The organism is Mesorhizobium sp. B2-4-14, from assembly GCF_006442155.1.
In the GTDB taxonomy this organism is placed as follows: domain Bacteria; phylum Pseudomonadota; class Alphaproteobacteria; order Rhizobiales; family Rhizobiaceae; genus Mesorhizobium.
This window is the reverse complement of the sequence record NZ_VFVA01000053.1, coordinates 1-26,369: the sequence shown is the minus strand read 5'-3', so window position 1 is coordinate 26,369 and position 26,369 is coordinate 1. Positions and strand designations below refer to the sequence as shown.

At 62.9% G+C, this 26,369-nt stretch carries 21 protein-coding genes; 4 read left to right on the top strand and 17 right to left on the bottom strand.

Going from position 1 to position 26,369, the window contains the following annotated elements; translation table 11 throughout:
- Window positions 1–249: 249 nt before the first annotated feature.
- The 4 genes from FJ938_RS29645 to FJ938_RS27530 form a co-directional block, all read right to left on the bottom strand.
- Window positions 250–420 carry a hypothetical protein gene (locus FJ938_RS29645; RefSeq protein WP_181168890.1) on the bottom strand — a complete coding sequence of 57 codons (171 nt, stop codon included), beginning with the start codon at window positions 418–420 and terminating at the stop codon, window positions 250–252.
- Between the two features lies 1 nt (window position 421).
- Window positions 422–1,873: a dihydropyrimidinase gene (gene hydA, locus FJ938_RS27540; protein WP_140699436.1), complete on the bottom strand. Its 1,452-nt coding sequence runs from the start codon at window positions 1,871–1,873 to the stop codon at window positions 422–424.
- Window positions 1,874–1,936: 63 nt separating this feature from the next.
- Complete coding sequence (locus FJ938_RS27535; protein WP_140699433.1) at window positions 1,937–3,187, bottom strand: Zn-dependent hydrolase; 1,251 nt, start codon at window positions 3,185–3,187, stop codon at window positions 1,937–1,939.
- Window positions 3,188–3,259: 72 nt separating this feature from the next.
- Complete coding sequence (locus FJ938_RS27530; protein WP_140699431.1) at window positions 3,260–4,588, bottom strand: aspartate aminotransferase family protein; 1,329 nt, start codon at window positions 4,586–4,588, stop codon at window positions 3,260–3,262.
- A gap of 227 nt (window positions 4,589–4,815) precedes the next feature.
- Here FJ938_RS27530 and FJ938_RS27525 point away from each other — a divergent pair, with 227 nt between their 5' ends.
- Complete coding sequence (locus FJ938_RS27525; RefSeq protein ID WP_027051045.1) at window positions 4,816–5,451, top strand: TetR family transcriptional regulator C-terminal domain-containing protein; 636 nt, start codon at window positions 4,816–4,818, stop codon at window positions 5,449–5,451.
- 239 nt (window positions 5,452–5,690) lie between these two features.
- On the opposite strand, the gene FJ938_RS27520 is transcribed toward FJ938_RS27525, so the two are convergent.
- The 5 genes from FJ938_RS27520 to FJ938_RS27495 all read right to left on the bottom strand — a co-directional run bounded on the left by FJ938_RS27520 (window position 5,691) and on the right by FJ938_RS27495 (window position 10,546).
- Window positions 5,691–6,185 (bottom strand): DUF3592 domain-containing protein, encoded by a 495-nt coding sequence (locus FJ938_RS27520; RefSeq protein ID WP_140699428.1) that lies wholly within the window; start codon window positions 6,183–6,185, stop codon window positions 5,691–5,693.
- 268 nt (window positions 6,186–6,453) lie between these two features.
- The gene (locus FJ938_RS27515) at window positions 6,454–6,912 is read right to left on the bottom strand and encodes a carboxymuconolactone decarboxylase family protein (protein ID WP_140699425.1); all 459 of its coding nucleotides are present in this window, start codon (window positions 6,910–6,912) and stop codon (window positions 6,454–6,456) included.
- A 28-nt stretch (window positions 6,913–6,940) separates the two neighbouring features.
- A complete protein-coding gene (locus tag FJ938_RS27510) occupies window positions 6,941–7,459 on the bottom strand; it encodes an Rrf2 family transcriptional regulator (protein ID WP_140699439.1) in 519 nt (172 codons plus the stop codon).
- 406 nt (window positions 7,460–7,865) lie between these two features.
- The gene (gene preA / locus FJ938_RS27500) at window positions 7,866–9,179 is read right to left on the bottom strand and encodes an NAD-dependent dihydropyrimidine dehydrogenase subunit PreA (protein ID WP_140699422.1); all 1,314 of its coding nucleotides are present in this window, start codon (window positions 9,177–9,179) and stop codon (window positions 7,866–7,868) included.
- A gap of 2 nt (window positions 9,180–9,181) precedes the next feature.
- Window positions 9,182–10,546: an NAD(P)-dependent oxidoreductase gene (locus FJ938_RS27495; protein WP_140699419.1), complete on the bottom strand. Its 1,365-nt coding sequence runs from the start codon at window positions 10,544–10,546 to the stop codon at window positions 9,182–9,184.
- Window positions 10,547–10,816: 270 nt separating this feature from the next.
- Between FJ938_RS27495 and FJ938_RS27490 the strand changes: the two genes are divergently transcribed.
- The gene (locus FJ938_RS27490; RefSeq protein WP_140699416.1) at window positions 10,817–11,593 is read left to right on the top strand and encodes a VOC family protein; all 777 of its coding nucleotides are present in this window, start codon (window positions 10,817–10,819) and stop codon (window positions 11,591–11,593) included.
- A 75-nt stretch (window positions 11,594–11,668) separates the two neighbouring features.
- Here the strand turns inward: FJ938_RS27490 and FJ938_RS27485 are convergent, their stop codons facing one another.
- Window positions 11,669–12,157 carry a hypothetical protein gene (locus FJ938_RS27485; protein WP_140699413.1) on the bottom strand — a complete coding sequence of 163 codons (489 nt, stop codon included), beginning with the start codon at window positions 12,155–12,157 and terminating at the stop codon, window positions 11,669–11,671.
- Window positions 12,158–12,379: 222 nt separating this feature from the next.
- Between FJ938_RS27485 and FJ938_RS27480 the strand changes: the two genes are divergently transcribed.
- Window positions 12,380–12,772 carry a DoxX family protein gene (locus tag FJ938_RS27480; protein WP_140699410.1) on the top strand — a complete coding sequence of 131 codons (393 nt, stop codon included), beginning with the start codon at window positions 12,380–12,382 and terminating at the stop codon, window positions 12,770–12,772.
- A 22-nt stretch (window positions 12,773–12,794) separates the two neighbouring features.
- Here the strand turns inward: FJ938_RS27480 and FJ938_RS27475 are convergent, their stop codons facing one another.
- Window positions 12,795–15,221, bottom strand: a complete 2,427-nt coding sequence (locus FJ938_RS27475) for an FAD-dependent oxidoreductase (protein ID WP_140699407.1) — start codon at window positions 15,219–15,221, stop codon at window positions 12,795–12,797.
- 227 nt (window positions 15,222–15,448) lie between these two features.
- Window positions 15,449–16,987 carry a trimethylamine methyltransferase family protein gene (locus FJ938_RS27465; RefSeq protein WP_140699404.1) on the bottom strand — a complete coding sequence of 513 codons (1,539 nt, stop codon included), beginning with the start codon at window positions 16,985–16,987 and terminating at the stop codon, window positions 15,449–15,451.
- Window positions 16,988–17,204: 217 nt separating this feature from the next.
- Here FJ938_RS27465 and FJ938_RS27460 point away from each other — a divergent pair, with 217 nt between their 5' ends.
- The gene (locus FJ938_RS27460; RefSeq protein ID WP_140699400.1) at window positions 17,205–17,795 is read left to right on the top strand and encodes a transglycosylase SLT domain-containing protein; all 591 of its coding nucleotides are present in this window, start codon (window positions 17,205–17,207) and stop codon (window positions 17,793–17,795) included.
- Between the two features lie 107 nt (window positions 17,796–17,902).
- Here FJ938_RS27460 and FJ938_RS27455 read toward each other — a convergent pair whose 3' ends face one another.
- From FJ938_RS27455 to FJ938_RS27435, 5 genes are all read right to left on the bottom strand, one after another.
- Window positions 17,903–20,248 carry an ABC transporter ATP-binding protein gene (locus FJ938_RS27455; RefSeq protein ID WP_140699398.1) on the bottom strand — a complete coding sequence of 782 codons (2,346 nt, stop codon included), beginning with the start codon at window positions 20,246–20,248 and terminating at the stop codon, window positions 17,903–17,905.
- Window positions 20,249–20,298: 50 nt separating this feature from the next.
- The gene (locus FJ938_RS27450) at window positions 20,299–21,456 is read right to left on the bottom strand and encodes an ABC transporter permease (protein WP_140608959.1); all 1,158 of its coding nucleotides are present in this window, start codon (window positions 21,454–21,456) and stop codon (window positions 20,299–20,301) included.
- 11 nt (window positions 21,457–21,467) lie between these two features.
- On the bottom strand, window positions 21,468–22,502 hold the full coding sequence (locus FJ938_RS27445; RefSeq protein WP_140608961.1) for an ABC transporter permease: 1,035 nt from the start codon (window positions 22,500–22,502) through the stop codon (window positions 21,468–21,470).
- Between the two features lie 149 nt (window positions 22,503–22,651).
- Window positions 22,652–24,310 (bottom strand): ABC transporter substrate-binding protein, encoded by a 1,659-nt coding sequence (locus FJ938_RS27440; RefSeq protein WP_140699396.1) that lies wholly within the window; start codon window positions 24,308–24,310, stop codon window positions 22,652–22,654.
- Window positions 24,311–24,562: 252 nt separating this feature from the next.
- A partial coding sequence (locus FJ938_RS27435; protein WP_181169200.1) for a translocation/assembly module TamB domain-containing protein occupies window positions 24,563–26,369 on the bottom strand: 1,807 nt, incomplete at its 5' end.

Here is a 26,369-nt window from a genome sequence, read left to right as displayed (position 1 = left end):
AAGAAAACCGTTACCCATGCAATCGGTCCATCCTGTTACCTATCTATCCGGTTCGGACACCGGCACCTTCTCCCCGTATAGGGACGGGGAGAAGGGATCTCAGCGCAGCCTCGGCGATCTCTCTGGAAATTGGCGAAATCCTTGGCGACGGCGTCCTTCTCCCCGTCCCTATACGGGGAGAAGTGCCCGGCAGGGCGATGAGGGGCGGCGCCGATTTCGGCGATCATCGGCACCGGGAGACTTCGCCCATCACATTGCCGTCCTCTCGACGACAACGAGCCGCCTGGCCACCTCCTGGCCGTTCCTGTTGATGCAGCCATATTTGTCGCCATAGGGTTTGGACAGGTCGCTGCCGGCCGCCGAAGTGCGGCCGGCAGCCAGGACGAGAACGCCGGTGAGAAGAAGCCCCGCGTGCCTCACCTCAAACCCCGGTCGCCGGAATGCCTGTGCGTTCGACCTTGCGCGGCGCTGTGATCTCTTTCCATGTCGACAGCGCGCGGTTGACCGCGGCGTTCGGCTCGCGGCCGACGAATTGGCCGTGGCCGGGCCGGGCCTTGACCTCCGCCTCCTCGATCGACAGTTCGCCGCGCGAGAAGACGAAGCGCGGCAACCCTGTGACCTCGACGCCTTCGAACACGTTGTAGTCGATGACCGACTGCTGCTTCTTCGAAGAAATCGTCTTCTTGCGCTTCGGATCCCAGACGATGATGTCGGCATCGGCGCCTTCGACGATGGCGCCCTTCTTCGGATATATGTTGAGGATCTTGGCGATGTTGGTCGAGGTCACAGCGACGAACTCGTTCATCGTCAGCCGCCCGGTGTTGACGCCCTTGGTCCATAGCACCGGCATGCGATCCTCGAGCCCGCCGGTGCCGTTGGGGATCTTGGTGAAATCGCCGACTCCAAAGCGCTTCTGCTTGGTGGTGAAGGCGCAATGGTCGGTCGCCACCACCTGCAGCGAGCCCGCCTGCAGGCCGGCCCACAGCGAATCCTGGTGCAGCTTGTTGCGGAAGGGCGGGCTCATTACGCGGCGCGCCGCATGGTCCCAATCCTTGTCGAAATACTCGCTCTCATCCAGCGTCAGATGCTGGATCAGCGGCTCGCCGAACACACGCATGCCCTTCTGGCGGGCGCGGCGGATCGCCTCGTGGCTCTGCTCGCAGGAGACGTGCACGACATAGAGCGGCACGCCCGCCATGTCGGCGATCATGATTGCGCGATTTGTGGCCTCGCCCTCTACTTCCGGCGGACGCGAATAGGCGTGACCTTCCGGGCCGTTATTGCCGGCGGCGAGCAGCTTCTGCGACAGGGCCGCAACCACATCGCCATTCTCGGCATGCACCAGCGGCAGCGCGCCAAGATCGGCGCAGCGCTGGAACGAGGCATACATCTCGTCATCGTCGACCATCAGCGCGCCCTTGTAGGCCATGAAGTGCTTGAACGAGGTGATGCCCTTGTCAACGACGTCGGCCATCTCGTCGAACACCTGCTTGCCCCACCAGGTGATCGCCATGTGGAAGGAGTAGTCGCAGGAGGCCTTGGAGGTCTTGTTGTCCCACATCTGCAAGGCTTCGAGCAGCGATTGCTGCGGGGCCGGCAGGCAGAAATCGACCACCATGGTCGTGCCGCCGGCCAGTGCCGCGCGCGTGCCGGATTCGAAATCATCGGCCGAATAGGTGCCCATGAACGGCATTTCGAGATGCGTATGCGGATCGATGCCGCCCGGCATAACATAGCAGCCGGTGGCGTCGAACTCATGATCGCCATGCAGTTCCGAACCGATGGCGACGATCTTGCCATGCTGCATCAGCACATCGGCCTTCCACGTGCGGTCGGCGGTGACGATGGTGCCGTTTCGGATGACTTTGGTCATTTTTGTTCCCTTGTTTCTCTTCGCGCTTCTTAATGAGCTGCGTTTGAAAGGTAATCTCTAAGCTCACTCCACGATGACCGCCGTCTCCACCACCGCGTGGAACAGCACGTCGGCGCCGGCGGCGGCCCATTCCTTGGTGATTTCCTCGGCCTCGTTGTGGCTGAGCCCGTCGACGCAAGGGCACATCACCATGGCGGTGGGCGCCACGCGGTTGATCCAGCAGGCATCGTGGCCCGCGCCGGAGACGATGTTGCGGTGCGTGTAGCCGAGCCGTTCGGCGGCGTCGCGGATCGCCTTGACGCAGCCCTTGTCGAAGGTCACGGGGTCGAAAGCGCCGACCTGCTCGATCTTGTATTGGATATCGAGCGCGTCGCAGATCGTGTCGATGCCTCCGCGGATGCGACCGTCCATGGCGTCGAGCACTTCCTTCTCGGGCGAGCGGATGTCGATGGTGAAGACGGTGCGCCCGGCAATGATGTTGCGCGAGTTGGGGAAGACTTCCATGTGGCCGACAGCGCCGACGGCATCGGGCTGGTAGTCCATGGCGATCTCGTGCACCAGTTCGATTACCCGCGCCATGCCGAGCCCGGCATTGCGGCGCTTCGGCATCGGCGTCGAGCCGGTATGCGCCTCCTTGCCGGTCAGCGTCACCTGCAGCCATTTCAGGCCCTGGCCGTGGGTGACGACGCCGATGTCGATGCCTTCGTCCTCGAGGATCGGGCCCTGTTCGATATGCAGTTCGAAGAAGGCGTGAATCTTGCGGTCGCCGACCTTCTCGGTGCCCTTCCAGCCGATGCGCTCCAGTTCCTCGCCGAATTTTTTGCCGTTCTTGTCCGTGTGCTCGTAGACGTCGGCCTGTTCGAGCACGCCGGCGAACACGCCCGACGCCATCATCGCCGGTGCGAAGCGCGCGCCTTCCTCGTTGGTCCAGTTGGTGACGACGATCGGATGCTTGGTCTTGATGCCGAGGTCGTTGAGCGAGCGCACGACCTCGAGCCCACCGAGAACGCCGAGAACGCCGTCATACTTGCCGCCGGTCGGCTGCGTGTCGAGATGGCTGCCGACATAGACGGGCGGCAGGCTGGGATCGGTGCCTTCGCGGCGGGCGAACATGGTGCCCATTTCGTCAACACCCATTTCGAGCCCGGCTGCATCGCACCAGCGCTTGAACAGATGCCGGCCCTCGCCATCCTCGTCGGTCACGGTCTGGCGATTGTTGCCGCCGGCAATGCCGGGGCCGATCTTCGCCATCTCCATGATCGAATCCCACAAACGGTCTGAATTGATTCGCAGATTCTCGCCGGGTGCGGCCATTCAAAGTCCTTCCCATTTCATGTTCTGGGCGGCTGGCGGTTCCCATCGCCACCCGCCCAGATAAAAGCAGACTCAATCTATCGAGCGCAGCACATCGCGCACATGGTCGATCAGTTCATTGATCTGGCCCTTGGTGATGATCAGCGGCGGCGACAGCGCGATGATGTCGCCGGTGGTGCGGATCAGCGCGCCGCGCTCGAACGCCTTGACGAAGGCCGAGAATGCACGCTTGGTCGGCTCGCCGGCGATCGGTGCCAGTTCGATCGCGCCGATCAGGCCGATGTTCCTGATGTCGATGACATGCGGCTCGCCCTTCAGCGAATGCAGCGCGTCTTCCCAATAGGGCGCCAGTTCCTCGCCACGGGTGAGCAGGCCTTCTTCCTTGTAGGTGTCGAGCGTGCCGAGTGCGGCGGCGCAAGCAACCGGATTGCCCGAATAGGTGTAGCCGTGGAAGAACTCGATCATGTGCTCGGGGCCGGTCATGAAGGCGTCGTGGATCTCCTTCTTCACGAACACCGCGCCCATCGGGATGACGCCGTTGGAGACCCCCTTGGCGGTGGTCATGATATCGGGCGTGACGCCGAAATAATCGGCGCCGAACGGCGCGCCGAGACGGCCGAAACCGGTGATGACCTCGTCGAAGATCAACAGGATGCCGTGCTTGGTACAAATTTCGCGAAGCTTCTGCAGATAGCCCTTGGGCGGCAGGATGACGCCGGTGGAACCAGCGACCGGCTCGACGATGACGGCGGCAATGGTCGAGGCGTCATGCAGGGCAACGATGCGCTCCAACTCGTTGGCGAGCTCCGCGCCATATTCCGGCACGCCCTTGGAGAAGGCGTTCTTCTCAGGCAGATGCGTATGCGGCATGTGGTCGACGCCGCCAAGCAACGTGCCGAACATCTTGCGATTGCTGACGATGCCGCCGACCGAGATGCCGCCGAAATTCACACCGTGATAGCCGCGCTCGCGGCCGATCAGACGGGTGCGCGAGCCCTCGCCCTTTACGCGGTGATAGGCGATCGCCATCTTCAGCGCCGTCTCGACGGATTCCGAACCGGAATTGGTGAAGAACACATGGTCCATGCCCTTGGGCGCGATGTCGACCAGGCGGTTCGCCAGTTCGAACACGATCGGATGGCCCATCTGGAAGGCCGGCGCGTAGTCGAGCTCGGCGGCCTGGTGCTGGATCGCCTCGGTGATCTTCGGACGGCAGTGGCCGGCATTGACACACCAGAGGCCGGCGGTGCCGTCCAGCACCTTGCGGCCATCGCTGGTCGTGTAATGCATATCCTTGGCGGACACGAACATGCGTGGCGCCTGCTTGAACTGCCGGTTTGCCGTGAACGGCATCCAGAATGCGCTGAGATCGTTCGGCGTGACTTTCAGCCGGTTGGACATGACCAAGACTTCCCCTTGTAACCTGTTTCGGTGCGTCCAACGCTTGGTCTTTGCCGCGCTTTCATGCTACGCAAATTTTTGACCGATTGGACAAACGTTAGCACCGCCCTGTCGGCGGTCAAGGGATTACTAGCGGAAATGCGGCTCCTGAAGTGCGTTCCACAGGCTGGGGAAAAACTGGTCCAGAGAATTGGTCCAGATAGACGTCAACACGGGGGTCCGCAACGGTGAACACCGGCACGGAAGCCCCTCGCCGCACCCGCATCCAGCAGGAAAAGCGCGAACTGATCCTGGAGGCGGCGCTCGAGGTGTTCTCCACCAACGGCTTCCGCGGCTCGACCATCGACCAGATCGCCGAAGCCGCCGGCATGTCGAAGCCCAACCTGCTCTATTATTTCCGCCGCAAGGAAGACATTCACGAGACTTTGATGCAGCGCCTGCTCGACACCTGGCTGGCGCCGCTCCGGGAACTCGACGACATCGGCGATCCCATGACCGAATTGCGCAGCTACATCAGGCGCAAGCTCGAAATGGCGCGCGATTTTCCCCGCGAAAGCCGGCTGTTCGCCAACGAGATCCTGCAAGGCGCGCCGCGCATCATGCCGCTCTTGGCCGGCGAGTTGAAGACATTGGTCGACGAGAAGGCCGCCGTCATCAAGGGCTGGATGCGTGCCGGCAAGATCGCCCGGACCGACCCCTGGCACCTGATCTTCTCGATCTGGGCGACGACGCAGCACTATGCCGATTTCGACGTTCAGGTCCGCGCCGTACTGGGGCCGAACCGCGGCGGCGACGGCCGCTTCGAGGACGCGGCGCGCTTCCTCGAGCAATTGTTCCTCGATGGGCTGAAGCCGAAGGGCTAGGGTCTCGGGAAAAGGGCTTAACGGATAGGGCCAACTTACCGGTGATTTGGTTGTTACCGACCGTAAGGATTGGCCGAGGCACCCATCATTTCGTCATCCACGGGCGGAGCAAGGAGCGAAGCGGACGCCGAGACCCGTGGTTCCTGTGTGTTTGTTTTCAGTGCTATGATCAAAGTGGGAAGGAGGCCGAGAGGATCCTGGTCGTCCTTTGACGGATAGGCTGCGTGACTGCGGCGGGATCAGTAGGAGATCAGGCCGGGCCAGAAGGCGAACAGCAGCAGCCCGGCGACGATTGCGTAGCCGACCGCGAGGTGGACCGCTTTCATGATGGGGCGGCCCATCTCCCGGGCTCGCTTAGGGTGCAGAGGATCGTAGATGACGTCGACCGCGGCACCGATAGACCGTGTCCTGCCATTAACCGGCAGATAGGATTCGAAACGCCAGGTTCGTCCGGAGCGATCGGCGAATTCTATGATCGGGTTGTCCGAATATTCGCCAGACTTATCGATATCCACCACCTTGCCGGTGGCAAAGATGCCGCGCCGCTTGAGGACAAAACCGCCATAGCTCTGCACGCCGATGGGCGCCAGGAAGAAGACGCCGCACAGGAAGCACCAGATCTGTAAGTCGCTTGGATGCCAGCCAACGGCTTCCGCGATCACGCGGAACGGAAACAGCGCCTGATGGAAGACCTCCGAAATGCGCGCCCAGAATGCGGTCCAGCCTTGCTCCATGCCCGCTCCACTCGTGAACCCGCGATTTCATACAGGATAATCGCGACGGAGCGATTAACACGGGCCGGCGTCGAATTGCGCCGAGTTCCCCGGCCCGCCCGGAAGTATTGCGCTATGAAGCGTCAGGCCCGCTCAGCGCGACATTGAAGCCGTTTATGCGCTGCCCGGTGTCAGGGCCTTGATGGTCCCCGGAAATCGGCTGCATCGACCGCTTCCTTCGACAGCTGGAGCGCCGCCTCCTCGGCGGCGCTCCCGGGCAATCGGGCAATCAGGCCGCCTTGGCGGCCGGCATCGGATGAATGGCGTGGAACGGAATGCAAAGCCTGTTCCAGGTGTTGATCATGCCGAGCGCGACCGACAGCTTGACCAGTTCCTCTTCCGAGAAATGCTCGAGCGTCCTGGCATAGAGTTCGTCCGAAACACCATTGTTGGCGATCAGCGTCACCGCCTCGGTCCATGCCAAAGCCGCGCGTTCGCGCTCGGAAAACAGTGGCGATTCCTTCCAGGCCGAGACCAGATAGAGCCGCGGCTCGGTCTCCCCGTCACGGCGAGCCTCGCGGCTGTGCATCTCGACGCAGAACGAGCAGCCATTGATCTGCGAGGCCCTGAGCTTGATCAGGTGCAGCAGGCTCACCTCCAACCCGCATTCGTCGACCGCCTTGTTGAGCGCCATCACCGCCTTCATGACCTCCGGCGCCTTGGCGAAGAACTGTATCCTCTGTTTCATCGTGTTGTCCTTTCACATCGACTGGGTTTTAGATTTGCTTGATGGAACCGGATTTCTGCGGCCGCTGGTGGCGCTCAACGAAAGCGCAGCTCGCTGCAATCGACCGGGGATCGCCTTCCTCGGCGAAATTGGCCACGATATCGGACAGCTTGGTCTCGGCAAGCGCGGCCCGATAGGCCCTCTCCGCCTTCAGCATCGCGGCGTTGATGCCGCAGGGTTTGACATAGGCCGAGGCATCCAGCTTGACCGGACCATTGCGGCGGATTTCGCCGCAGCGGAAAGCCGGCTCGCGCCCTTCGACCGCCAGCACGATATCAAGCAGGGTGATGCGTTCAGCCGGCCGCGCCAGCCGGTAACCGCCGGTTGGCCCTGGCACCGATTCCAGGACGCCCGATGAAGTCAGCATGTTGAGATGCTTCAGGAGATAGCTCGGCGAAAGGCCAAAGGATTCTGCCAGCGCGGCGCCTGGAATGGTGCTGTTGCCTTCGACGCTCGCCAGCGTAGCCGCACAGTGAATGGCCGCTTCAACGCCCTCGCCAAGCTTCATGAAGCCGATCTCCTTTTCATGGATATATTTTATCATGGATATTTCTTATCTGCAACAAGCCGATAGGTAGCGTTATGAGAGAAGGTTTTCTCGGAGAAATGGACCTGTTTCGAGCCAAGACGCCATTCCAATTCGGCGCTGGCGCTGCCCCTCACCTGCCTGCCGGCACCCCGTAGAGAGACGGGGAGAGGGGTGCTGTCGCGAGAGCTTTCGCCAATCGCCGACGTTGCGGAAGAGGAGCCGGCGTTGCGGCCAGCCCTTTCTCCCCGTCTCTATACGGGAGAAATGTCCGGCAGGACAATGAGGGGCGGCGCCAACCCGTGAATTGAAGCATTGCGCCAAATAGAACCGCCCCGTTCAAAACACGGGGGCGGTTGAACTCAACCGACGTTACGACCAGCAGCCGCTACTCCGCTGCCACCTTGGCCATCGGGTTGTTCGGGTGTGTGGTCCAGTTGGCGTAGACCGGCGACACCGGCTTGCCGGTGCGTTGGTCCATCGCGCCGGCTGCCAGCGGCTCCATGGTGATGCAGTTGTCGACCGGACAGACGTTGACGCAGAGATTGCAGCCGACGCATTCGGCCTCGATCACCTCGAAATGCCTGACGCCGTTGACCATGCTGGTGATCGCCTGGTGCGAGGTGTCCTCGCAGGCGATGTGGCAGCGACCGCATTTGATGCAGGCATCCTGGTCGATATGCGCCTTGGCGACATAGTTGAGGTTGAGATATTGCCAGTCGGTGACGTTGGGCGTGGCGCGGCCAATAATGTCGTCGAGCGAGCGGTGACCCTTCTCGTCCATCCAGTTTTCGAGACCGGCGATCATCTCCTGGACGATCTTGAAACCGTAGGTCATCGCCGCCGTGCACACCTGCACATTGCCGGCGCCGAGCGCCATGAATTCGGCGGCGTCCCGCCAGGTGGTGATGCCGCCGATGCCCGAGATCGGCAGGCCGCGTGTTTCGGGATCGCGCGCGATTTCGGCCACCATGTTCATGGCGATCGGCTTAACCGCCGGACCGCAATAGCCGCCATGCGAACCCTTGCCGTCGATGGTCGGCATCGGCGCGAAATTGTCGAGGTCGACACCGGTGATCGAATTGATGGTGTTGATCAGCGACACCGCGTCGGTGCCGCCGGCATGTGCTGCCCGCGCCGGCTTGCGGATGTCGGTGATGTTGGGCGTCAGCTTGGTGATGACCGGCATGCGCGTGTACTGCTTGCACCAGCGCACCACCATTTCGATATATTCCGGCACCTGGCCGACGGCCGCGCCCATACCGCGCTCCGACATGCCATGCGGGCAGCCGAAATTGAGCTCGATGCCGTCGGCGCCGGTCTCTTCGACCAGCGGCAGGATGGACTTCCAGCTTTCCTCGACGCAAGGCACCATGATCGAAGCGATGAGCGCGCGATCGGGCCAATCCATCTTGACCTGCTTCATCTCGCGCAGATTGGTCTGCAGGTCGCGGTCGGTGATCAGTTCGATATTGTTGAGGCCGAGGAGACGGCGGTCTGCACCCCAGATCGCGCCGTAGCGCGGGCCGTTGACGTTGACGACGGGCGGACCTTCCTCGCCCAGCGTCTTCCAGACGACACCGCCCCAGCCGGCCTTGAAGGCGCGGATGACATTATAGGCCTTGTCAGTCGGCGGCGCCGAGGCCAGCCAGAACGGATTGGGCGATTTGATGCCGACGAAATTATTACGGATGTCTGCCATGCTCACGCCCTCCCGTTAAAGGTCAGTGCCCGGTGGATGGACTCGGCCGCATCGCGCCCTTGCGCCACGGCCGAGACGGTCAGGTCGTCACCACCAAAAATGCAGTCGCCGCCGGCCCAGACCTTGGCGAGCGAGGTGCGCCCTTCCGCATCGACCTTGATGCGGCCGGCTTCGAGTTCGATCAATTCTCCGCTGCCGTTGAGGGCGGCCGGGACAAAGCTCTGGCCGATGGCCTTGAACACCTGGTCGGCGACGAGCGTCAGCGTCTCGCCGGTGCCGACGAGCCTGTCGCCCTTGAGCGCGGTGTATTCGAGTTCGATTGCCGACACCTTGCCGCCGTCAGCGACAACCCGCTTCGGCTGCAACCAGTGGCGGATGGTGACGCCGTTCGCGGCCGCCAGATCCTGTTCGAATTCCGAGGCGTTCATGTGCTCCTGGCCGCGCCGGTAGCAGATGGTCACCTCTTCCGCGCCAAGCAGCTTCGATTGCACGGCGGCGTCGATCGCTGTCATGCCGCCACCGATGACGACAACGCGGCGACCAACCGGCAGGCCCGAGAGATCGCTAGCCTGCCGCAGTTCGGCGATGAACTCCACCGCATTGGTGACGCCGGAGGCATCCTCGCCATCGGCGCGCAGCGCGTTGACGCCGCCAAGCCCCATGCCGAGGAACACCGCGTCGTAATTGCGGATCAGGTCGGAGAGCTGGTAATCGCGGCCCAGCGCCTTGCCGTTCTGGATGTCGATGCCGCCGATCGCGGTGACGTAGTCGACCTCGGCCTGGGCGAAATTGTCGACGCTCTTGTAGGCGGCGATGCCGTATTCGTTGAGGCCGCCGGCCTTCGGGCGCGCTTCCAGGATGGTCACGTCATGGCCATAACGGGCGAGCCGGTGCGCGGCGGCTAGACCGGCCGGACCGGCGCCGACCACGGCGACCGTCTTCCCCGTCGCCGCTGTGCGCGGATAAAACTGCTTGTTCTCGCTCATCGCGATATCGGTGGCATAGCGCTGCAGCCGGCCGATCTGCACCGGCTTGCCTTCCGCCACTTCGCGAACGCATGCCTCCTCGCACAGCGTCTCGGTCGGGCAGACGCGGGCGCACATGCCGCCAAGAATGTTCTGGTCGAAGATGGTCTTGGCCGACCCGATCGGGTTGCCGGTCGAGATTTGGCGGATGAACAGCGGGATATCGATCGAGGTCGGGCATGCATTCATGCACGGCGCGTCGTAGCAGAAATAGCAGCGGTCGGATTCGACCAGCGCCTCGTGGTGATCGAGCGGCGGATGCAGGTCGGAAAAGTTGTCGGCATACTGCTCGGCCGCAAGCCGTCCGCCGGCAATGCCTTCCTTGAACTGGCCTTCTGGCATTTTCAGTTCCCCATGTTTTCGTTTTGGGAAAGGCTAGCACGTTTTATTTTTTTATCAATTGGTCAATTTTCTGGGTAAGTCGCTGAAAACTTCGATAATAACATGACTTCTTTACTCATGTTATCGGCTGAAATCGGGCGGTCCGTAGCATCGCGGACGAAACACCTTACTCAACGGCCTATCTTTGCGCAAAGTTGTCGGATTTCCGTCTCGAAGATCGTCCTATGATGGATCGAAACATGATCGACGACAAAGGTGAGGAGACCGACAATGCCGAAATCCCCAATGCCCTTCTTCTGGTACGAGCTGATGACCACGGACCTCGACGCCGCCGAGGCATTCTACACCAAGGTTATCGGCTGGACGGCGCAGCCCTTTGACAAAGCTCCCGGCATGCCGCGCTACATCGTCATGAATGTCGGCGAGCGAGGCGTCGGCGGCCTGATGACGATACCCGAGGACGCGGCCAAGATGGGCATGCCGCCCGCCTGGCTGGGTTATATCCATACCAGGGACGTCGATGCCGCCACGGCATCGCTGCAGAAAGCCGGCGGTACCGTTCATCGCCAGCCCGACGACATTCAAGGCGTCGGCCGCTTCGCCGTCGTCGCCGATCCGCAAGGTGCGACCTTCATGTTCCTGCAGCCGAACGGCCCGGACCAACCCGTCGTGCCGGCCGCGACGCCCGGTCATATCGGCTGGCACGAGCTCTACACGTCGGATTGGAAGGCCGCATTCGATTTCTATTCCAGCCAGTTCGGCTGGGCCAATGCCGGGGATTTCGACATGGGGCCGATGGGCATCTATCAGACCTTCACGGCCGGCCCCGAATCCGGCGGCGGCATCATGAACAAGCCGGAGCAGATCCCGGTGCCGGTCTGGCAGTTCTATTTCAACGTGACAGCCATCGACGCGGCGGCCAAACGCGTGACCGACAATGGCGGCAAGGTCCTGATGGGGCCGATGGAGGTCCCCGGCGGCAGCTGGATCGTGCAGTGCCAGGATCCGCAAGGCGCCCATTTCGCGCTGATGGCGCCGGGACGTTAAGGGAACTGCGACGGCTCGCACGACAGGCGGCCATTCATGACGTCGCCGACGAACGGCGATCCCGGCTGGCGCCCGTTATTCCGGCGCCAGCACGGCGACCTTGAGATCAGCTTTCTTCGCACCGCTGAACTGGAGGGTGGCCTGGCCGGCAGCAAGCTTGAAGCGCACGCTCTTGCGGATACCCGGGCAAGTCTTGACGCCGCTGTAATCTGCCGATCTCACGGCCTTGCCATCTTGGATGACATCGATCCAGGCCTCGCCCGACAGGCTTATCTGGATGCTCCCCTCGGGCGGCACGGCCACACTCGCGACGGCGCCAAACGTGCCCGGCGCTGGCGCATGCTCGGGCCGCATCGCGAAGCCGGCCTTCTCGACCGGTACCAGTGCGAGATCCGCTGCCGCACCGACCGCCAGCGTTGCCCCCGACGGCGTTGCTGGCGCTGCGGGAAACAGCGCCTGTTCGCGCGTCACCGGCCATTTGAAGGCCTCACACCCCGCGTCCTCGGCCATGACGGCGGTCGTCGCCGCCAGCATGGCTGCAAAACCAAAAACGAGTGTCTTCATGGCGGGACTCCATAGGACCAAATGGCGGATCGGGAGAGATTTGCGCCAACTATAGCGCCACGATGCAAGATGACCAGTGCAACCAATCGGTTCGCTTCGCCTTCTTTCGCTGCCCAATGATGCCCTCCTCACCGACAATTGATACCGGTGCGAACGTTGTGAATGGTCCGGCTTTCGGGGATGCTTTATGGCCGGGCTGGGAGGGACAAAACGGAGTTCTAGATGAAGCTTTTCGAAGGTCTTGCCAGATACCAGCCGCAGGCGCTCGGCGTGCTGCGCATCATGACCGCGCTGCAGTTCATCGAACATGGCAGCCAGAAGCTGTTCAACTTCCCGGCAAGCGCCCAAGCCCACGCCCTCACCGGGCTGACCATGACTGCCGGCATCCTTGAATTCGCCGGCGGCATCCTGCTGGCGCTTGGCCTATTCACCCGTCCGGTCGCGTTCCTCCTGGCCGGCGAAATGGCAATCGCCTATTTCTCGGCGCACATGCCGCGCGACTTCTTCCCGGTCAACAACAGCGGCGACGCGGCGGTCTCGTTCTGCTTCATCTTCCTTTATCTCGTCTTTGCCGGCGCCGGAGCCTTCGCGCTCGACAACCAACGCAACGCATGATGCCCCCGTGCGGGGGTGAACCTCACCCCCGCATCCGTTCGAAATTCGCATCGAACAGTGGCGTGGCCTGGATGCGCGCCGCATGCCGCTTGCCCAGCAACTCGATTTCGAAGCCGTCGCTCTCGTCGGCGATCTCCTTCGGCACATAGCCTACCGCGACGGATTTTTTGGAATGATGCGCGTAGCCGCCGGAGGTCACCCAGCCGCGCACCGCGCCGCCGAACCAGATCGGCTCGTCGCCGATGACATCGGCATCGTCGGCCTCGACGATGAAAGTGCGCAGGCGCAGCTTGCCGCCCTGCTTGCGCTCGGCGAGTGCCGCCGCCTTGCCGATGAAATCGGCCTCCTTGCCATAGGCAACGAAGCGGTCGAGCCCGGCTTCCAGCGGCCCGTAGATCGGCCTGTATTCGCGTCCCCACGAGCCGTAATTCTTCTCCAGCCGCAGCGCGTTGAGCGCACGCGAGCCGAACAGGCCGATGCCGAATTCCGCGCCGGCCGCCATCAGCGCCTGGAACGCCGCACGCTGATATTCCGGCGCCACCCAGATCTCGTAGCCGAGGTCACCGGTGTAGCTGACGCGGCCGACAAGGCATGGCGCCATGCCGATATCCATTTTCGCGACCGCCATGAACGGAAACGCTGCGTTCGAGACATCCGCACGGCTGACCTTGACCAACACATCCCGCGCTTTCGGCCCAGCGACGGCGAGGCCGGTGAGTTTCGCTCCCAGCGCTTCGATGCGCACCGAACCGTCCTTCGGCAGATGCGCCTCGAACCAGCGCATGTGGTATTCCTCGGCGATGCCGGAGCCGGCGAGGAACCAGCCATCGCTGCCCAGATTGGCCAGCGTGAAATCGCCGATCAGTCTGCCGTCCTCCTTCAGCATCGGCGCCAGCGTCATGCGGCCGGGCTTCGGCAGTTTGCAGGCAAGCATCCGGTCGAGCCAGGCCGCCGCCCCCTCGCCCGTCACCTTGTATTTGGCGAAGCTCGAAATCTCCGACAGGCCGACACCATTGCGCACCGTTGCGGCTTCGCTGGCGACATGGGCGAAATCGCTCGAGCGGCGCCATGAGAACTCGTCCTTGACGCCCTCCGGCGCATACCAGAGCGGCACTTCCAACCCGTAGGCGACGCCCCATTGCGCGCCCCGGGCCGACAACAGGTCGTAGACCGGAGTTGTCTTCAGCGGCCGTCCGGCCGGCAATTCCTCATTGGGAAAGCGGATCGAGAAGCGCCTGGAATAGTTCTCCTGCACCTTGGCGTTGGTGTAGGCCATCGTCGCCCAGTCGCCGTAGCGCGCCACATCCATCGCCCAGATATCGGCGCCGGGATCGCCCTCGATCATCCAGTTCGACAGCGCCAGGCCGACGCCGCCGCCCTGGCTGAATCCCGCCATCACACCGCAGGCGACCCAAAAGCCCGGCAGGCCGCGCACCGGCCCGACCAGCGGGTTGCCGTCGGGCGCGAAAGTGAAGGGCCCGTTGATGATCTGCTTGATGCCCGTGTTCTGGAAGGCCGGGAAATGCCGGAACCCGACCTCCAGCGACGGTGCGATGCGGTCGATGTCCGGCGCCAGCAATTCATGGCCGAAATTCCACGGCGTCTGGTATTCGGACCATGGCTTGTTGGCCTTCTCATAGGTCCCCATCAGCATGCCGCCGCGCTCCTGGCGCAGATACAGCTCACCGTCGAAATCGACCGCGTGGATGATCTCGGTGCCTGTCTTGGCGTTCCAGTCGGCAACCTCCGGCATGTCCTCGGTGATCAGGTACATGTGCTCCATGGCCAGAACCGGCAGTTCGAGCCCGACCATCCGGCCGACTTCGCGTGCCCACAGACCGCCGGCATTGACGACATGCTCGGCCACCACCTCGCCCCTGTTGGTGATGACGCGCCACATCCCGTCGGGCCGCCGCACGATGTCCTCGACCTTGGTGAAGCGCTCGACCTCGGCGCCGAGCTTGCGCGCGGCCTTGGCATAGGCGTGCGTCACGCCCGAAGGGTCGAGATGGCCGTCCTCCTTGTTACGGACCGCTCCGACGAACTGCTTGGGGTCGAGCAGCGGCATCAATTCGGCCGCCTCTTTCGCCGAGATTTCCTCGAGGTCGATGCCGAGATAACGGCCCTTGGCGACGACACCGCGCAGCCAGTCCAGCCGCGCCTCGGTCGCGGCGAGCAGCACGCCGCCTGTCAGATGCACCCCGGTCGCCTGGCCGGAGAGTTCCTCGATCTCCTTGTAGAGGTTGATGGTGTATTTCTGCAGCTTGGCGACGTTGGGGTCGCCATTGATCGTGTGCATGCCGCCCGCCGCGTGCCAGGTCGAGCCGGAGGTCAGTTCGTCGCGTTCCAGAAGCACGACGTCGGTCCAGCCGTGGCGGGCGAGATGGAACAGCACGGAACACCCGACGACACCGCCGCCAATGACCACGACCTTTGCATGCGATTTCATGGATTTTTTCTCGTTAGTTCAGTGAGTTGGATGGATGAGCGGATTCGGGATGGGAGGGATCTATTTGGGATTCCAAAAGGTTGGCGCTGCCCCTCATCCGCCTGCCGGCACCTTCTCCCCGTATAGGGACGGGGAGAAGGGAGAAGCTGCGACATTAGCGCCCCCCTCTCCCCGTTCTTCACGGGGAGAGGGTAAGGGTGAGGGGCAGCGCCGACCTTTGAAAACCATCACGGCTCACCCTGCCCGATAGCCTCGCGCCGCTTCGCCACATACGCCTCCAGCGCCTCGCGCACGGCGATATCCATCGCCGGCTCGACATAATCCTCTAGCGCCTTCTTCCACAGCCGCGTCGCGCGCGCGGTCGCGTCAAGCCCGCCGGCCTCCTGCCAGGCCTCGTAGTTCTGCCAGTTGGACAGCATCGGCTGGTAAAAGGCGGTGGCATAGCGCTCCAGCGTATGCGGCTCGCCGAAGAAATGGCCGCCGGTCGGCACTGCCCCCAGCGCCTCGACGGCAAGCTCGGCCTCGTCGACCACGATCGGGCGCAGGAACTCCATCATGTGCTGGATCATCTCGACATCGATGATGAACTTTTCGAAGGACGCCGTCAGCCCGCCCTCCTGCCAGCCTGCTGCATGGTAGACGAGATTGCCGTGGCCGAGCACCGCGCCCCAGAGCGCCATCAGCGTCTCGTAAGCGCCTTGCGCATCGGCGGCGTTGGAGGCCGATCCCGGCGTCGTCCGGTACGGCAACCCGTAGCGCCGGGCCAGTTGTCCCGATGCAATATTGGCCTTGGTGTTCTCCGGCGTGCCAAATGCCGGCGCACCGGACTTCATGTCGACATTGGAGGTGAAGGCGCCGTACATCACCGGCGCGCCCGGCCGCACCAATTGCGTCAGCATGACGCCGAACAGTGCCTCGGCATTCTGCTGCGCCAGCGCGCCGGCCAGCGTCACCGGGCTCATTGCCCCCATCAGAGTGAACGGCGTCACCGCCACAGACTGGCCGTACTCGGCCATCGTCATCAGCCCCTCGGCCATCATCTCGTCGAAGCGGCGCGGCGAGTTGACCGAGATGATGGTGGCGATGCCCGGATCGTCACGCATCTGGTCCAGCGTCAGCCCGCGCGCGATCGCCATCATCTCGATGCCGTCCAGCGCCCTGCCCCGACCGATCGCCGAGACATGAAAGCTCTTGTCGGTCAGCGTCAGATTGGTGAAGTAGGTATCGAGATGGCGTGAATTGGCCGGCAGCTCGACCGGCGCGCAGACCTGGTTGCCGAGCATGTGGACGCAGTTGAAATGCTGCGCCAGCCGGGTGAGGTCGGCATAGTCGCGCAGATTGCCGGCGCGCCGGCCACGCTCCATGTCGTGCACATTGGGTGGACCGGCAACAAGCGTGAAATTGATGGTGTTGCCGCCCAGGTGAACGGCGTTGCCCGGATTGCGCGGCGTTAGGCGATAGCTGGACCGCGTCGTCTTCAGCGCCTCGTCGACCATGCCGCGATCGATGCGGACATTGGCCGTTGCGTGGTTGACCTTGGCGCCGGCCTGCTCGAACAGCGACAGCGCCCGCGGGCTCATCACCTCGATGCCGAAATTCTCCAGAACGTGCATCGACGCCTGGTGGATTGCCTCGATCTGGTCGGCGGACAGCAACGCCATCGGCGGATAGGGATTCCTCACCCGCCGGGGCGGCAGTTGCGGAATGGGCGCTGGCCCCCTGTTGCTGGTGCGCTCGGCGCCGCGCTTGCGTCTTGGCTCGTTCATGCCCGACATCAAAGCCGTGGCCGACCGGCCGGTCTGTCAGGAATACGCCATTTGCAGACGTGATTTTAGCGACGGCGGCATTTCCATGACGCCACTTTATAAAGAGCGGCAACCCACGTCGAAATAACGATATCGCATTTTTTGAAGCGCCCGCGCTGGCGATGCGTTAATGGCGGCAGCAAGATTCCCTTTATGATTTCGGCCTATTGCTCATCCAATGCGTAGATCGAGTTTTAGTAAAATTGTAGCGATTGGCGTGTTGCTGGCACTTTCGGCCTGCGCGACCGCGCCCAGCCATATCAACAATGTCTGCGCCGTCTTCGACCAGAATGATGGCTGGTTCGACAATTGGCAGTCGGCCGCCGAGCGCACCTCGCAGAAATACGGCGTGCCGGTCCCTGTGCTGATGGCGACGGTGCGCAAGGAATCCGGCTTCAAGAGCAACGCAAGGCCGCCGCGCACCAAGCTGCTCGGCTTCATTCCATGGAAGCACGTCTCGTCAGCCACCGGCTTCTCGCAGGCGCTGGACGGCACCTGGTCGCAATATCAGAACGAAACAGGCAATTGGGCGGCGCGGCGGACCAAATTCGCCGATGCCGTCGACTTCGTCGGCTGGTACCACTCCAAGACAGCCGATAGCTACGGCGTCGCCCGCAACGACACCTACAACCTTTACCTCGCCTACTATCTCGGCTGGACCGCCTACGGTCGCGGCAACCGTGGCGACGCCGGGGTGCAGAGCTACGCCCGGGCCACCGACAAGATGGCCCGCGACTATGCCGAACAGCTGAGGCAATGCGGCAGCTGACGCGCTGCCAAGAGCAATTCCAGCAAAAGTGCGCGGCGGTTTTCCCGTCCGCAATTACAAACTCTAAAGCGGGTCAACGATTCCACCAAACGCTGAACCGCTCGAGCCTAATGCCGCCTTGTCGTATCGTCAGGCTTTGAAACCCCGGTTTCCGAAACCTCGTCGCGGACTTCGTGACGACGGGCTCGGATGACAGCCTCGTTTTCCTCGACGGCCTCTCCGATTTGGTCAGCCTCCAAACTTCCCGTCTTGCCATGCGGCCGGCTGGGCTGGGTGCCGGCAAAGCCGGGGCCGGCGCCATGCGGCGCGTCGTCCGGCACACCCTCCTGGGCGGCATGGTCCTTGTCGAACTTGATCACCGGCTCCATCGTCGAAAGCACGTCGTCGGAGAGCCAGCACAGGCTCATATGGCCATCGCCGAGGTTCTTGACCGGCGGCACCTTGGTCTCGCACAAATTGTCCGGCACCAGCTTCTTGTAGCCGCAGCGTGTCTGGAACGGACAGCCGGATGGCGGATTCATCGCCGACGGGATGTCGCCTTCGAGCACGATGTGCTTCTTGATCACGCTGGTGTCCGCGATCGGGATCGCCGACAGCAGCGCCTCGGTATAGGGGTGGTAAGGCGGCGCGAAGATCTGATCGGTCGTGCCCTGCTCGACTATGTAGCCGAGATACATGACGACGACGCGGTCGGCGATGTAGCGCACGACGGACAGGTCGTGGCTGATGAACAGCATCGTCGTCTTGTTCTTGCGCTGGATGTCCATCAGCAGCTCGGTCACGGCCGCCTGCACCGACACGTCGAGCGCCGACACAGGCTCGTCCGCGACCACCACCTTGGCGTCGCCGGCAAAGGCGCGCGCCACGCCGATGCGCTGCTTCTGCCCGCCCGAAAGCTGGCGCGGCTTGCGCGTCTCGAAGGCGCGCGGCAGCTTCACCAGGTCGAGCAGTTCCAGCATGCGCTTGCGCCGGTCGGCGACCGTCTTGCCGACCTTGAATTTCTCCAGCGTCCGGATGATCTGCGCCCCCACCGAATGACTGGGATTCAGCGTGTCGAACGGATTCTGGAACACCATCTGGATCGACGACACGGTGTCGACGCTGCGGTTCTCGATGCCGGTCGACTGGATTTCCTTGTTGGCGAGCGTGACGATGCCGGAGCTCGCCGTTTCGAGCCCGAGCAGCACCTTGGCCAGCGTCGATTTTCCGCAGCCGGATTCGCCGACAATGGCGACCGTTTCGGATTCACGCGCCGTGAACGAGATCGTCTCGTTGGCCTTGACGACGCGGCCTTCGCTCGAGCCGAACACCTCGCTGCCGCCAACCTTGTAGTATTTCCTGAGATCCTCGATCTTGAGCACCGGGGCGCCGGGCACGACCTTTTCGTTGACCTTCTTGGCACCGGGCGGCAGCGCCTCCCAGTCGATCTCGTTGAAGCGCACGCAGCGCGAGAAATGGCCTTCATGTCCCGCGACCTCGACCATCGGGATTTCGGCGGCATTGCAGACGCCCTCGACGAAATGGTGGCAGCGCGGGCCGAAATTGCAGCCCTTCGGCCGCTCATGCGGCAGCGGCAACTGGCCGGGGATCGAGATCAGCGGCCGCGAGTTCTTGTCCGCGCCTGGCAGCGGGATCGAGCGGAACAGCCCCTGCGTGTAGGGATGGCGCATCCGGTCGAACACGTCCTTGATCTTGCCGGTCTCGACCGCCTCGCCCGAATACATCACCGTGATGCGGTCGCAGGTCTCGAGGATGAGGCCGAGATTGTGCGATACGAAGATCATCGAGGTGCCGAACTTCTCGCCTAGCCCCTTGACCAGTTCGACGATGCCCGCCTCCACCGTCACGTCGAGCGCCGTGGTCGGCTCGTCGAGGAGGAGCAGCGCCGGCTTCGACAGCAGCGCCATGGCGATGACGATGCGTTGCTGCTGGCCGCCTGACAGCTGGTGCGGATAGGAGCGCATCATGCGCTCAGGGTCGGGAAGTTTGACCGAGCGCACCATTTCGAGTGCGCGCTTATGGGCCTCTTCCTTCGACACCTTGTCGTGGATCAACGGCACTTCCATCAGTTGCTGGCCGATTTTCATCGCCGGATTGAGGCTGGCCATCGGCTCCTGGTAGATCATGGCGATCTTGTTGCCGCGGATCGAACGCAGTTCGTCCTCGGAGAGCTCGCCCATGTCCTTGCCCTGGAACTTGATCTTGCCGCCGACGATCTTCCCGATGTTGGAAAGGTCGCGCATGATGCCGAGCGACACGGTCGACTTGCCGCAGCCGGATTCGCCCACGATGCCCATCGCCTCGCCGGGCATGACCGTGCAGGAAAAGTCCATCACGGCCGGGATCTCGCCCTTGCGGGTGAAGAAGGAGATCGACAGGTTTTCGATCTCGATGATCGGCTCATTGGTCGGCCCATTGGTCGGCTTGGCCGGATTTCGAACTGCCTCGTTCATGGGTCGCTCCAATCCTTGTTCTTAGCCAAGCGGGATCCGGGACCCCGCCTTCAATCCTTCATCGATTGCTCGCGCAGCGAGTCCGCGAGCAGGTTCAGCCCCAGCACGAACGACATCAGCGCGATCGTCGGCGGCAGCGCCGGGTGGATGAAGGAGCGCAGCAGCCGGCTGGCATCCTTGATCGCCGTGCCCCAGTCCGGGCTCTCGGGCGCGAGACCCAGGCCGAAATAGCCCAGAGTGCCGAGCAGGATGGTAGTGTAGCCGATGCGCAGGCAGGCGTCGACGATCAGCGGTCCGCGCGCATTGGGCAGGATCTCCCAAAGCATGATGTACCAGGGCGATTCACCGCGCGTCTGCGCCGCCGCCACATAGTCGCGCGTCTTGATGTCCATGGTCAGGCCGCGCACGATGCGGAACACGCCGGGACTGGAGGCGAACACCACCGCCACGAAGATATTGAGCTGGTTGGGATCGATATGGACGATCTTCAGCGGATCCCTGTCGAAGACAAGGCCGATATAAATCCAGCCGCCGACGATGAGTGTCAGCCCGAGCAGGATGTAGATCCGGTCCGGCCGGTTCTTGAAGCGGGTCCAGAACAGCACGCAGAAGAAGATGATCGGGAACAGGAAGAAGACGCCGGCCAAAGCATACGGGATCGGCGTATCCATGATGCCCGGCGTCACCAGCAGGTAGAACAGCAGGATCACCGGGAAGGCTAGCACGAGGTTGGCCAGGAACGACAGGATCGAATCGATCTTGCCGCCGTAATAGCCGGCCGGCAGGCCGAGCGTGATGCCGACCATGAGCGCGAAACCGGTCGCCGCGGGCGCGATGATCAGCACGATCTGGCTGCCATAGACCATGCGCGAAAAGACGTCGCGCGCCAGCTTGTCGCCGCCGAACAGATAGACGAGCCCCGATTGTGGTTCGATGGCGCCGGGCAGCGTGTCCTTCATGATCGGGATCTGGCCGAGCGGATCGAAAGGCGAGATGGTCGAGGCGAAGATCGCGGTGAACAGCCAGAACAGGCAGATAAAGACGCCCGCTATGCCGACGCCGCTGTCGAACAGCTGGCCGTAGAGCGCCAGCTTCTTCTTGTAGAGGAAGCTGGCGCCCATGACGATGGCGAGCGCGACCCACACCGGCCAGAAGCGCCAGAGCACTTCGAGGATGATGGCGGAGCCGCTGATGTATTGGGCTTGCATGCGCCTTCTCCCTACTGAACCCGGATGCGCGGATTAAGGAACGCGTAGCCGACGTCGGAAATGAGCTGCGTGATCAGGACGATGAACACCGAGACCAGCGAGCAGCCGAGCAGAAGATCGATGTCGTTGTTGCCGGCCGCCTCGACCAGCGTGTAGCCGAAGCCCTGGTAGCGGAACATCACCTCGACGATGACGACGCCGGTGAGCAGCCAGGGGAACTGCAGCATGATGACGGTGAAGGGCGCGATGAGTGCGTTGCGCAGCGCGTGCTTGACCACCACGCCGCGGAAGGAAAGGCCCTTCAAGCGCGCGGTGCGGATATATTGCTGCGTCATGACCTCGACCATCGAGGCGCGCGTCATGCGGGCGATGTAGCCGATGCCATAGATGGCGAGCGTGATCACCGGGAGCGTGAAGTTATAGAAGGTGATGCCCTGGCTCGCTGACGCCGCCGACCCGTTCAGCCAGCCGAGCCAGGAGGCAAAGATGACGGTGAAGATGACGCCAGACACATATTCAGGCGTCGCCGTCGAGGCGATCGAGGCGACCGACAGCACGCGATCGGTGCGTGACCCCTCCCGCATGCCGGCAAGGATGCCGACCAGCAGCGAGACCGGCACCATCACCCCCAGCACGCACAGCATCAGAATGCCGGTGGCGCCGAGCGCCGGGAACAGCTTGGCCGCCACTGTGGTCTTGAACTTGGTCGAGCAACCGAAATCGCCCTCGATCACGCCGGAGAATGTCGGCACGGCCGGATCGTTGCAGAAGGAGAAACGCTGCGTGGTCTTTCCGGTCGCCGAATCAGTGATCGGCTGCTTGGGCACGACGCCCAGCCACTGGCCGTAGCGCACGAAGAAGTTCTGGCGGTAGCCATGATTGACCAGCCAGCTTTCGAGCTGCTCGGCCGAGGTGTGCATTTCCGTCTGGCTGATCGCCAGCTTCTTCAGATTGGGTTCGAGATTGACGAGGAAGAAGACGACCAGCGTCAGGCACAGCATCGTGAGCAGAATCGTGCCGATGCGCCTGATGATGAATGAGAACATTGTGCCCCCCTGCCGGCCGGGTTGGGGTCAGATCTGGTCAACCCTGTGTCGAAAACCCTGTGACGTGGCGCCGCCGCTGCATCCAATGCAACGGCGACGGTCCTGCGAATACGAGGGCTCAAATGCCCTCGTATTCCTCAAGCTGCGGGTCACGCCTTATCGAGCCAGACCTTGCCGAAATCGTGCTCGTAGGTGGGGTGCATCGAGTGGTTCTTCACCTCGGGCTTGATATTGATGTAGAGCTTGCGCCAGTACGGCTGGATGATGATGCCGGATTCCTGCAGCGTCTGCTCGATGTCCTTCATCACCACCTTGCGCTTTTCTGCATCGGCGATGCCAAGCGCCTCGCCCACCTTCTTGTCGAAATCCGGATTGGCATAGGCCGTCTCGTTCCAGGCTTCGCCAGAGCGGTAGGCGATGGCGATGACCTGGATACCCAGCGGGCGCATGTTCCAGTTGGTTTCCGAGAACGGGTATTTCGTCCAGTCGTTCCAGAAGGTCGAGCTCGGCAGCACGGTGCGCTTCACCTTGATGCCGGCTTCGCGCAGCTGAGCCGCGATCGCGTCGGTGGTGTTCTTGTGGTAGTCCTCGTCATTGCTGATCAGCTCGTGCTCGAAATCGATCACCCCGGCTTCCGTCAGCATCTGCTTGGCCTTGGCCATATCGCGCTTGATCTCCGGCAGCTTGACATATTCCGGATGGATCGGCGCCACATGGTGGTTTTCAGCCGGCGTGCCGGCATTGCCGTAGCCGAGTTGCAGCACCACTGAATTGTCGACTGCCAGGCACATCGCCTGACGCACCTTCTGGTCGCCATAGGGCTTGGCGTTGACGTTGAAGCGCGACACCACGGTCGCCGCCGTCACCACTTCCGAAACCGGGGCGCCGACACCTTCGATAATCTTGACGTAGTCGGCGGTCGTCTCGTGGTTGGTCTGCACTTCGCCCGACTCAAACGCCGAAACCGTCGCGGCCGGATCGGTGCCGTAGTCGATGAACTCGACGCCGTCGAGGAAGACTTCGCCCTGCCACCACTTGCCGGTCTCGCGGCGCTTGTAGACCACCTTCTGGCCGACATCGTAGGACACGAGCTCGAATGGGCCGGTGCCGATCGGGCAGTTCTTGAAGTTGGCGCCCTTCGCATCGAAGGTCTTGTGCACAACGAGTGCCGGATAGTCGGTCAGGTTGGCGATAAGGGCGATGTCGGGCTTGCTGAGCTTGAGCTTGACGGTCATGTCGTCGACCTTGACGATCGATCCTTCGCTCAGCTTCTTGGTCTTCTCGTCGACGAGGCTGCCGAGGCGGCCCGGCATCGAATTGCCTTCCGCGGCCTTGTCGGCCCAGCGGGTGAAATTGTAGATGACGTCGGCGGCGGTGAACTTGTCGCCATTGTTCCACTCGACACCAGGCCGCACATGCAGCGTGTACTCGGTGGCGTCGTCGTTGATGTCCCAGCTTGCCAGCAGATATGGCGCGAACGTGTACTGGTGGGTGTACTTCACCAGGGGCTCGAGCGCCTGGCGTTCGGCATTGGCGATTTCAGACCAGTCGGCCGTGCGCGGATCCTTGGGATCCTTGACGGACATGGCGACCTTGATCACGCCGCCCTTCTTGCCCTGCACGTCCTCGGCCTTGGCCGGTGTCGGCGCGGCAAGGCCGAGCAGGCCGTAGGCCATGGCGGTCGAAGCGCCGAAGATGCTGGCGAGCGCCAGGAATTCGCGCCGATCCACCGTTCCCGCCTTGGCTTCTTCGGCCATGGCCAGGATGTGATCCGGAACGCTGTCGCCATTACTCTTGTAGATTGTCATCACTAACTCCCATTGTTGGCTTTCCGCCGATTAACATTCCGCATCCGGGCCGTGATGTCAAAGACGGCATGGATTGGGAACATGTTAGCGAATGTGCAACTTTGGAAAGAGAGCGGTTCGCGCGATAACGACAGTCTTGGCGCAAAATTGCTAGTGCGCCCAGATTTCGCCAAAATCTCTTCGGGCCATTAAACAGAGACATTTACACAGCTTACGACAGCGCCAGTCCCGGCCATGGTGAGGGCCAGACCCTCAATATTCCCTTTCGTAGAAGATGCCGCCCTTGGCCTCGCCGGCATCCGTCGCCTCGCCCCGCAATTTGACGCCGCGCCCGACATTGAGGTCGATGGCCGCCTTGCCCGATCCCGGCTTGTCGCCCTTCTGGATGGTCACATAAGTACGGTCGTTCAGGTATTTACCGGCCGAGACCGCCGTGCCGCCCTTCTCGTCGGTGGTGACGTCGAGATCGTCGACGCCGATGGCGCTGCGCAGATTTTCCAGCAACGAGGTCGAACCGCCGACACCGGCCAGTTGCCCCGCCGCTTCGGCCAGTTGCGCGATCTGCAGCGGCGACAGATTCGACATCGAACGGCCGAAGATCAGTTGCGCCAGCACCTCGTCCTCGGGCAGCGCCGGCACCGAAGTGAAGGTGAATTTCGGATTTGTCGCCTCGCCCGACACCACGATGGTGACGGTGGCGCTGGCCGTCGCCGTTGTCGCGGTCAGGTTGAGATAAGGCACCAGCGAGCCGGAAAAGCCGACCGTGCCCTCGGTGAAGGTCAGCCGCTTGCCGAGGATCGACAGCCGGCCGCGCTGCAGGGTGAAGGTACCGACAGCTTGCGGCGACGAAGCCGGACCGGTCAGCCTCAGCGAGCCGCCGAGTTCGGCGTCGACACCCCTGCCCTGGATAAAGATCTGATTCGGCGCGTTGACCGTGACGTCCAGCGCGAGACCGCTGCCGCCGCTCTTGCCGCTCGTCGTCGCCGGCCGCAGCGCCTTGTCCTGCGCCCTGACCGCGCCTGGCGCGTTCTTGTGCTTGACATCGAGCTCCGAAAGCGAGCCCGGCAGCTTGTCGGGAACGGTGATGACGGTCTTGGCCAGGTTGACGGTCCCGGCAATCGCCGGCGCCGACGTCAGCGGGCCCTTGATCGTCAGGTCGCCGCCAAGATTGGCGGTCACCACGCGCCCGTCCGTATAGCGGCCGTCGGTGAGCTTGATCGACAGGTCGGCCGGGAAGCCTTGCGCCGGATTGATGCCGACCGTGCCGCTGGCCGACAGGCTGCCGCGCGTCGACAATGTTCCGGTCAGCCGGTTGATCCTGGCGACGCCGCCGCCAATCGAGACGTCGGCGGCGATATCGTTGACGGCGAGGCCCGAGCGCGCATCGACGAGCCGCGCGCCGGAGGTGCTGACGCTGCCGCCGATGACCGGCGACGTCGCTGGACCGCGCACCTGAACATTGACTTTGGCCGTTCCCGTCAGCGACAGGCCTTGCGCGGCAAGCTTTTGGCTGAGGATGCCGAAAGGCACGCCGCCATTGAAATCGAGCACCAGCGCCGGCGTGCCCGCCGTCGTCACCGTGCCGCCGCCCTTGAGGCCAAGGCCGGCTCCGTCGCCGACATTGGCGTTGAAGGTGAGCTTGTTGGCGGCAAAGGTGCCGGACGAGGAAACGCTGACCGCGCCGACACCGGCGCCGCGGGTCTGCGACGTCTGCACGCCAGCCGCGTCGATGTTGAAAGCAACCGCCGGACTCGCTGGCGCACCGGTCACCTTCACCGTACCCGAAATCGAACCCGCCGCATCGAGGCCGCGCGAAAAACTGTTGGCGAGCGACATCGGCACCTTGGCCAGCGTGGCATTGATGTCGAGCGTCTGCCCGACCTTGCCGGTCACCGTCGCCGTGCCGCCGCCAAGGTTGAGCACCAGCCGGTCCAGCGTCGTGATGCCATTGGCGATGCTGACGGTGGAGGCTTGGGCAATGACCGCCTGGATGCCCTGGACAGTCGCCTGTCCGGAAGCAAGTTCGATGGTCGTCGTGCCGTTGGCGGCTTTCACCCGG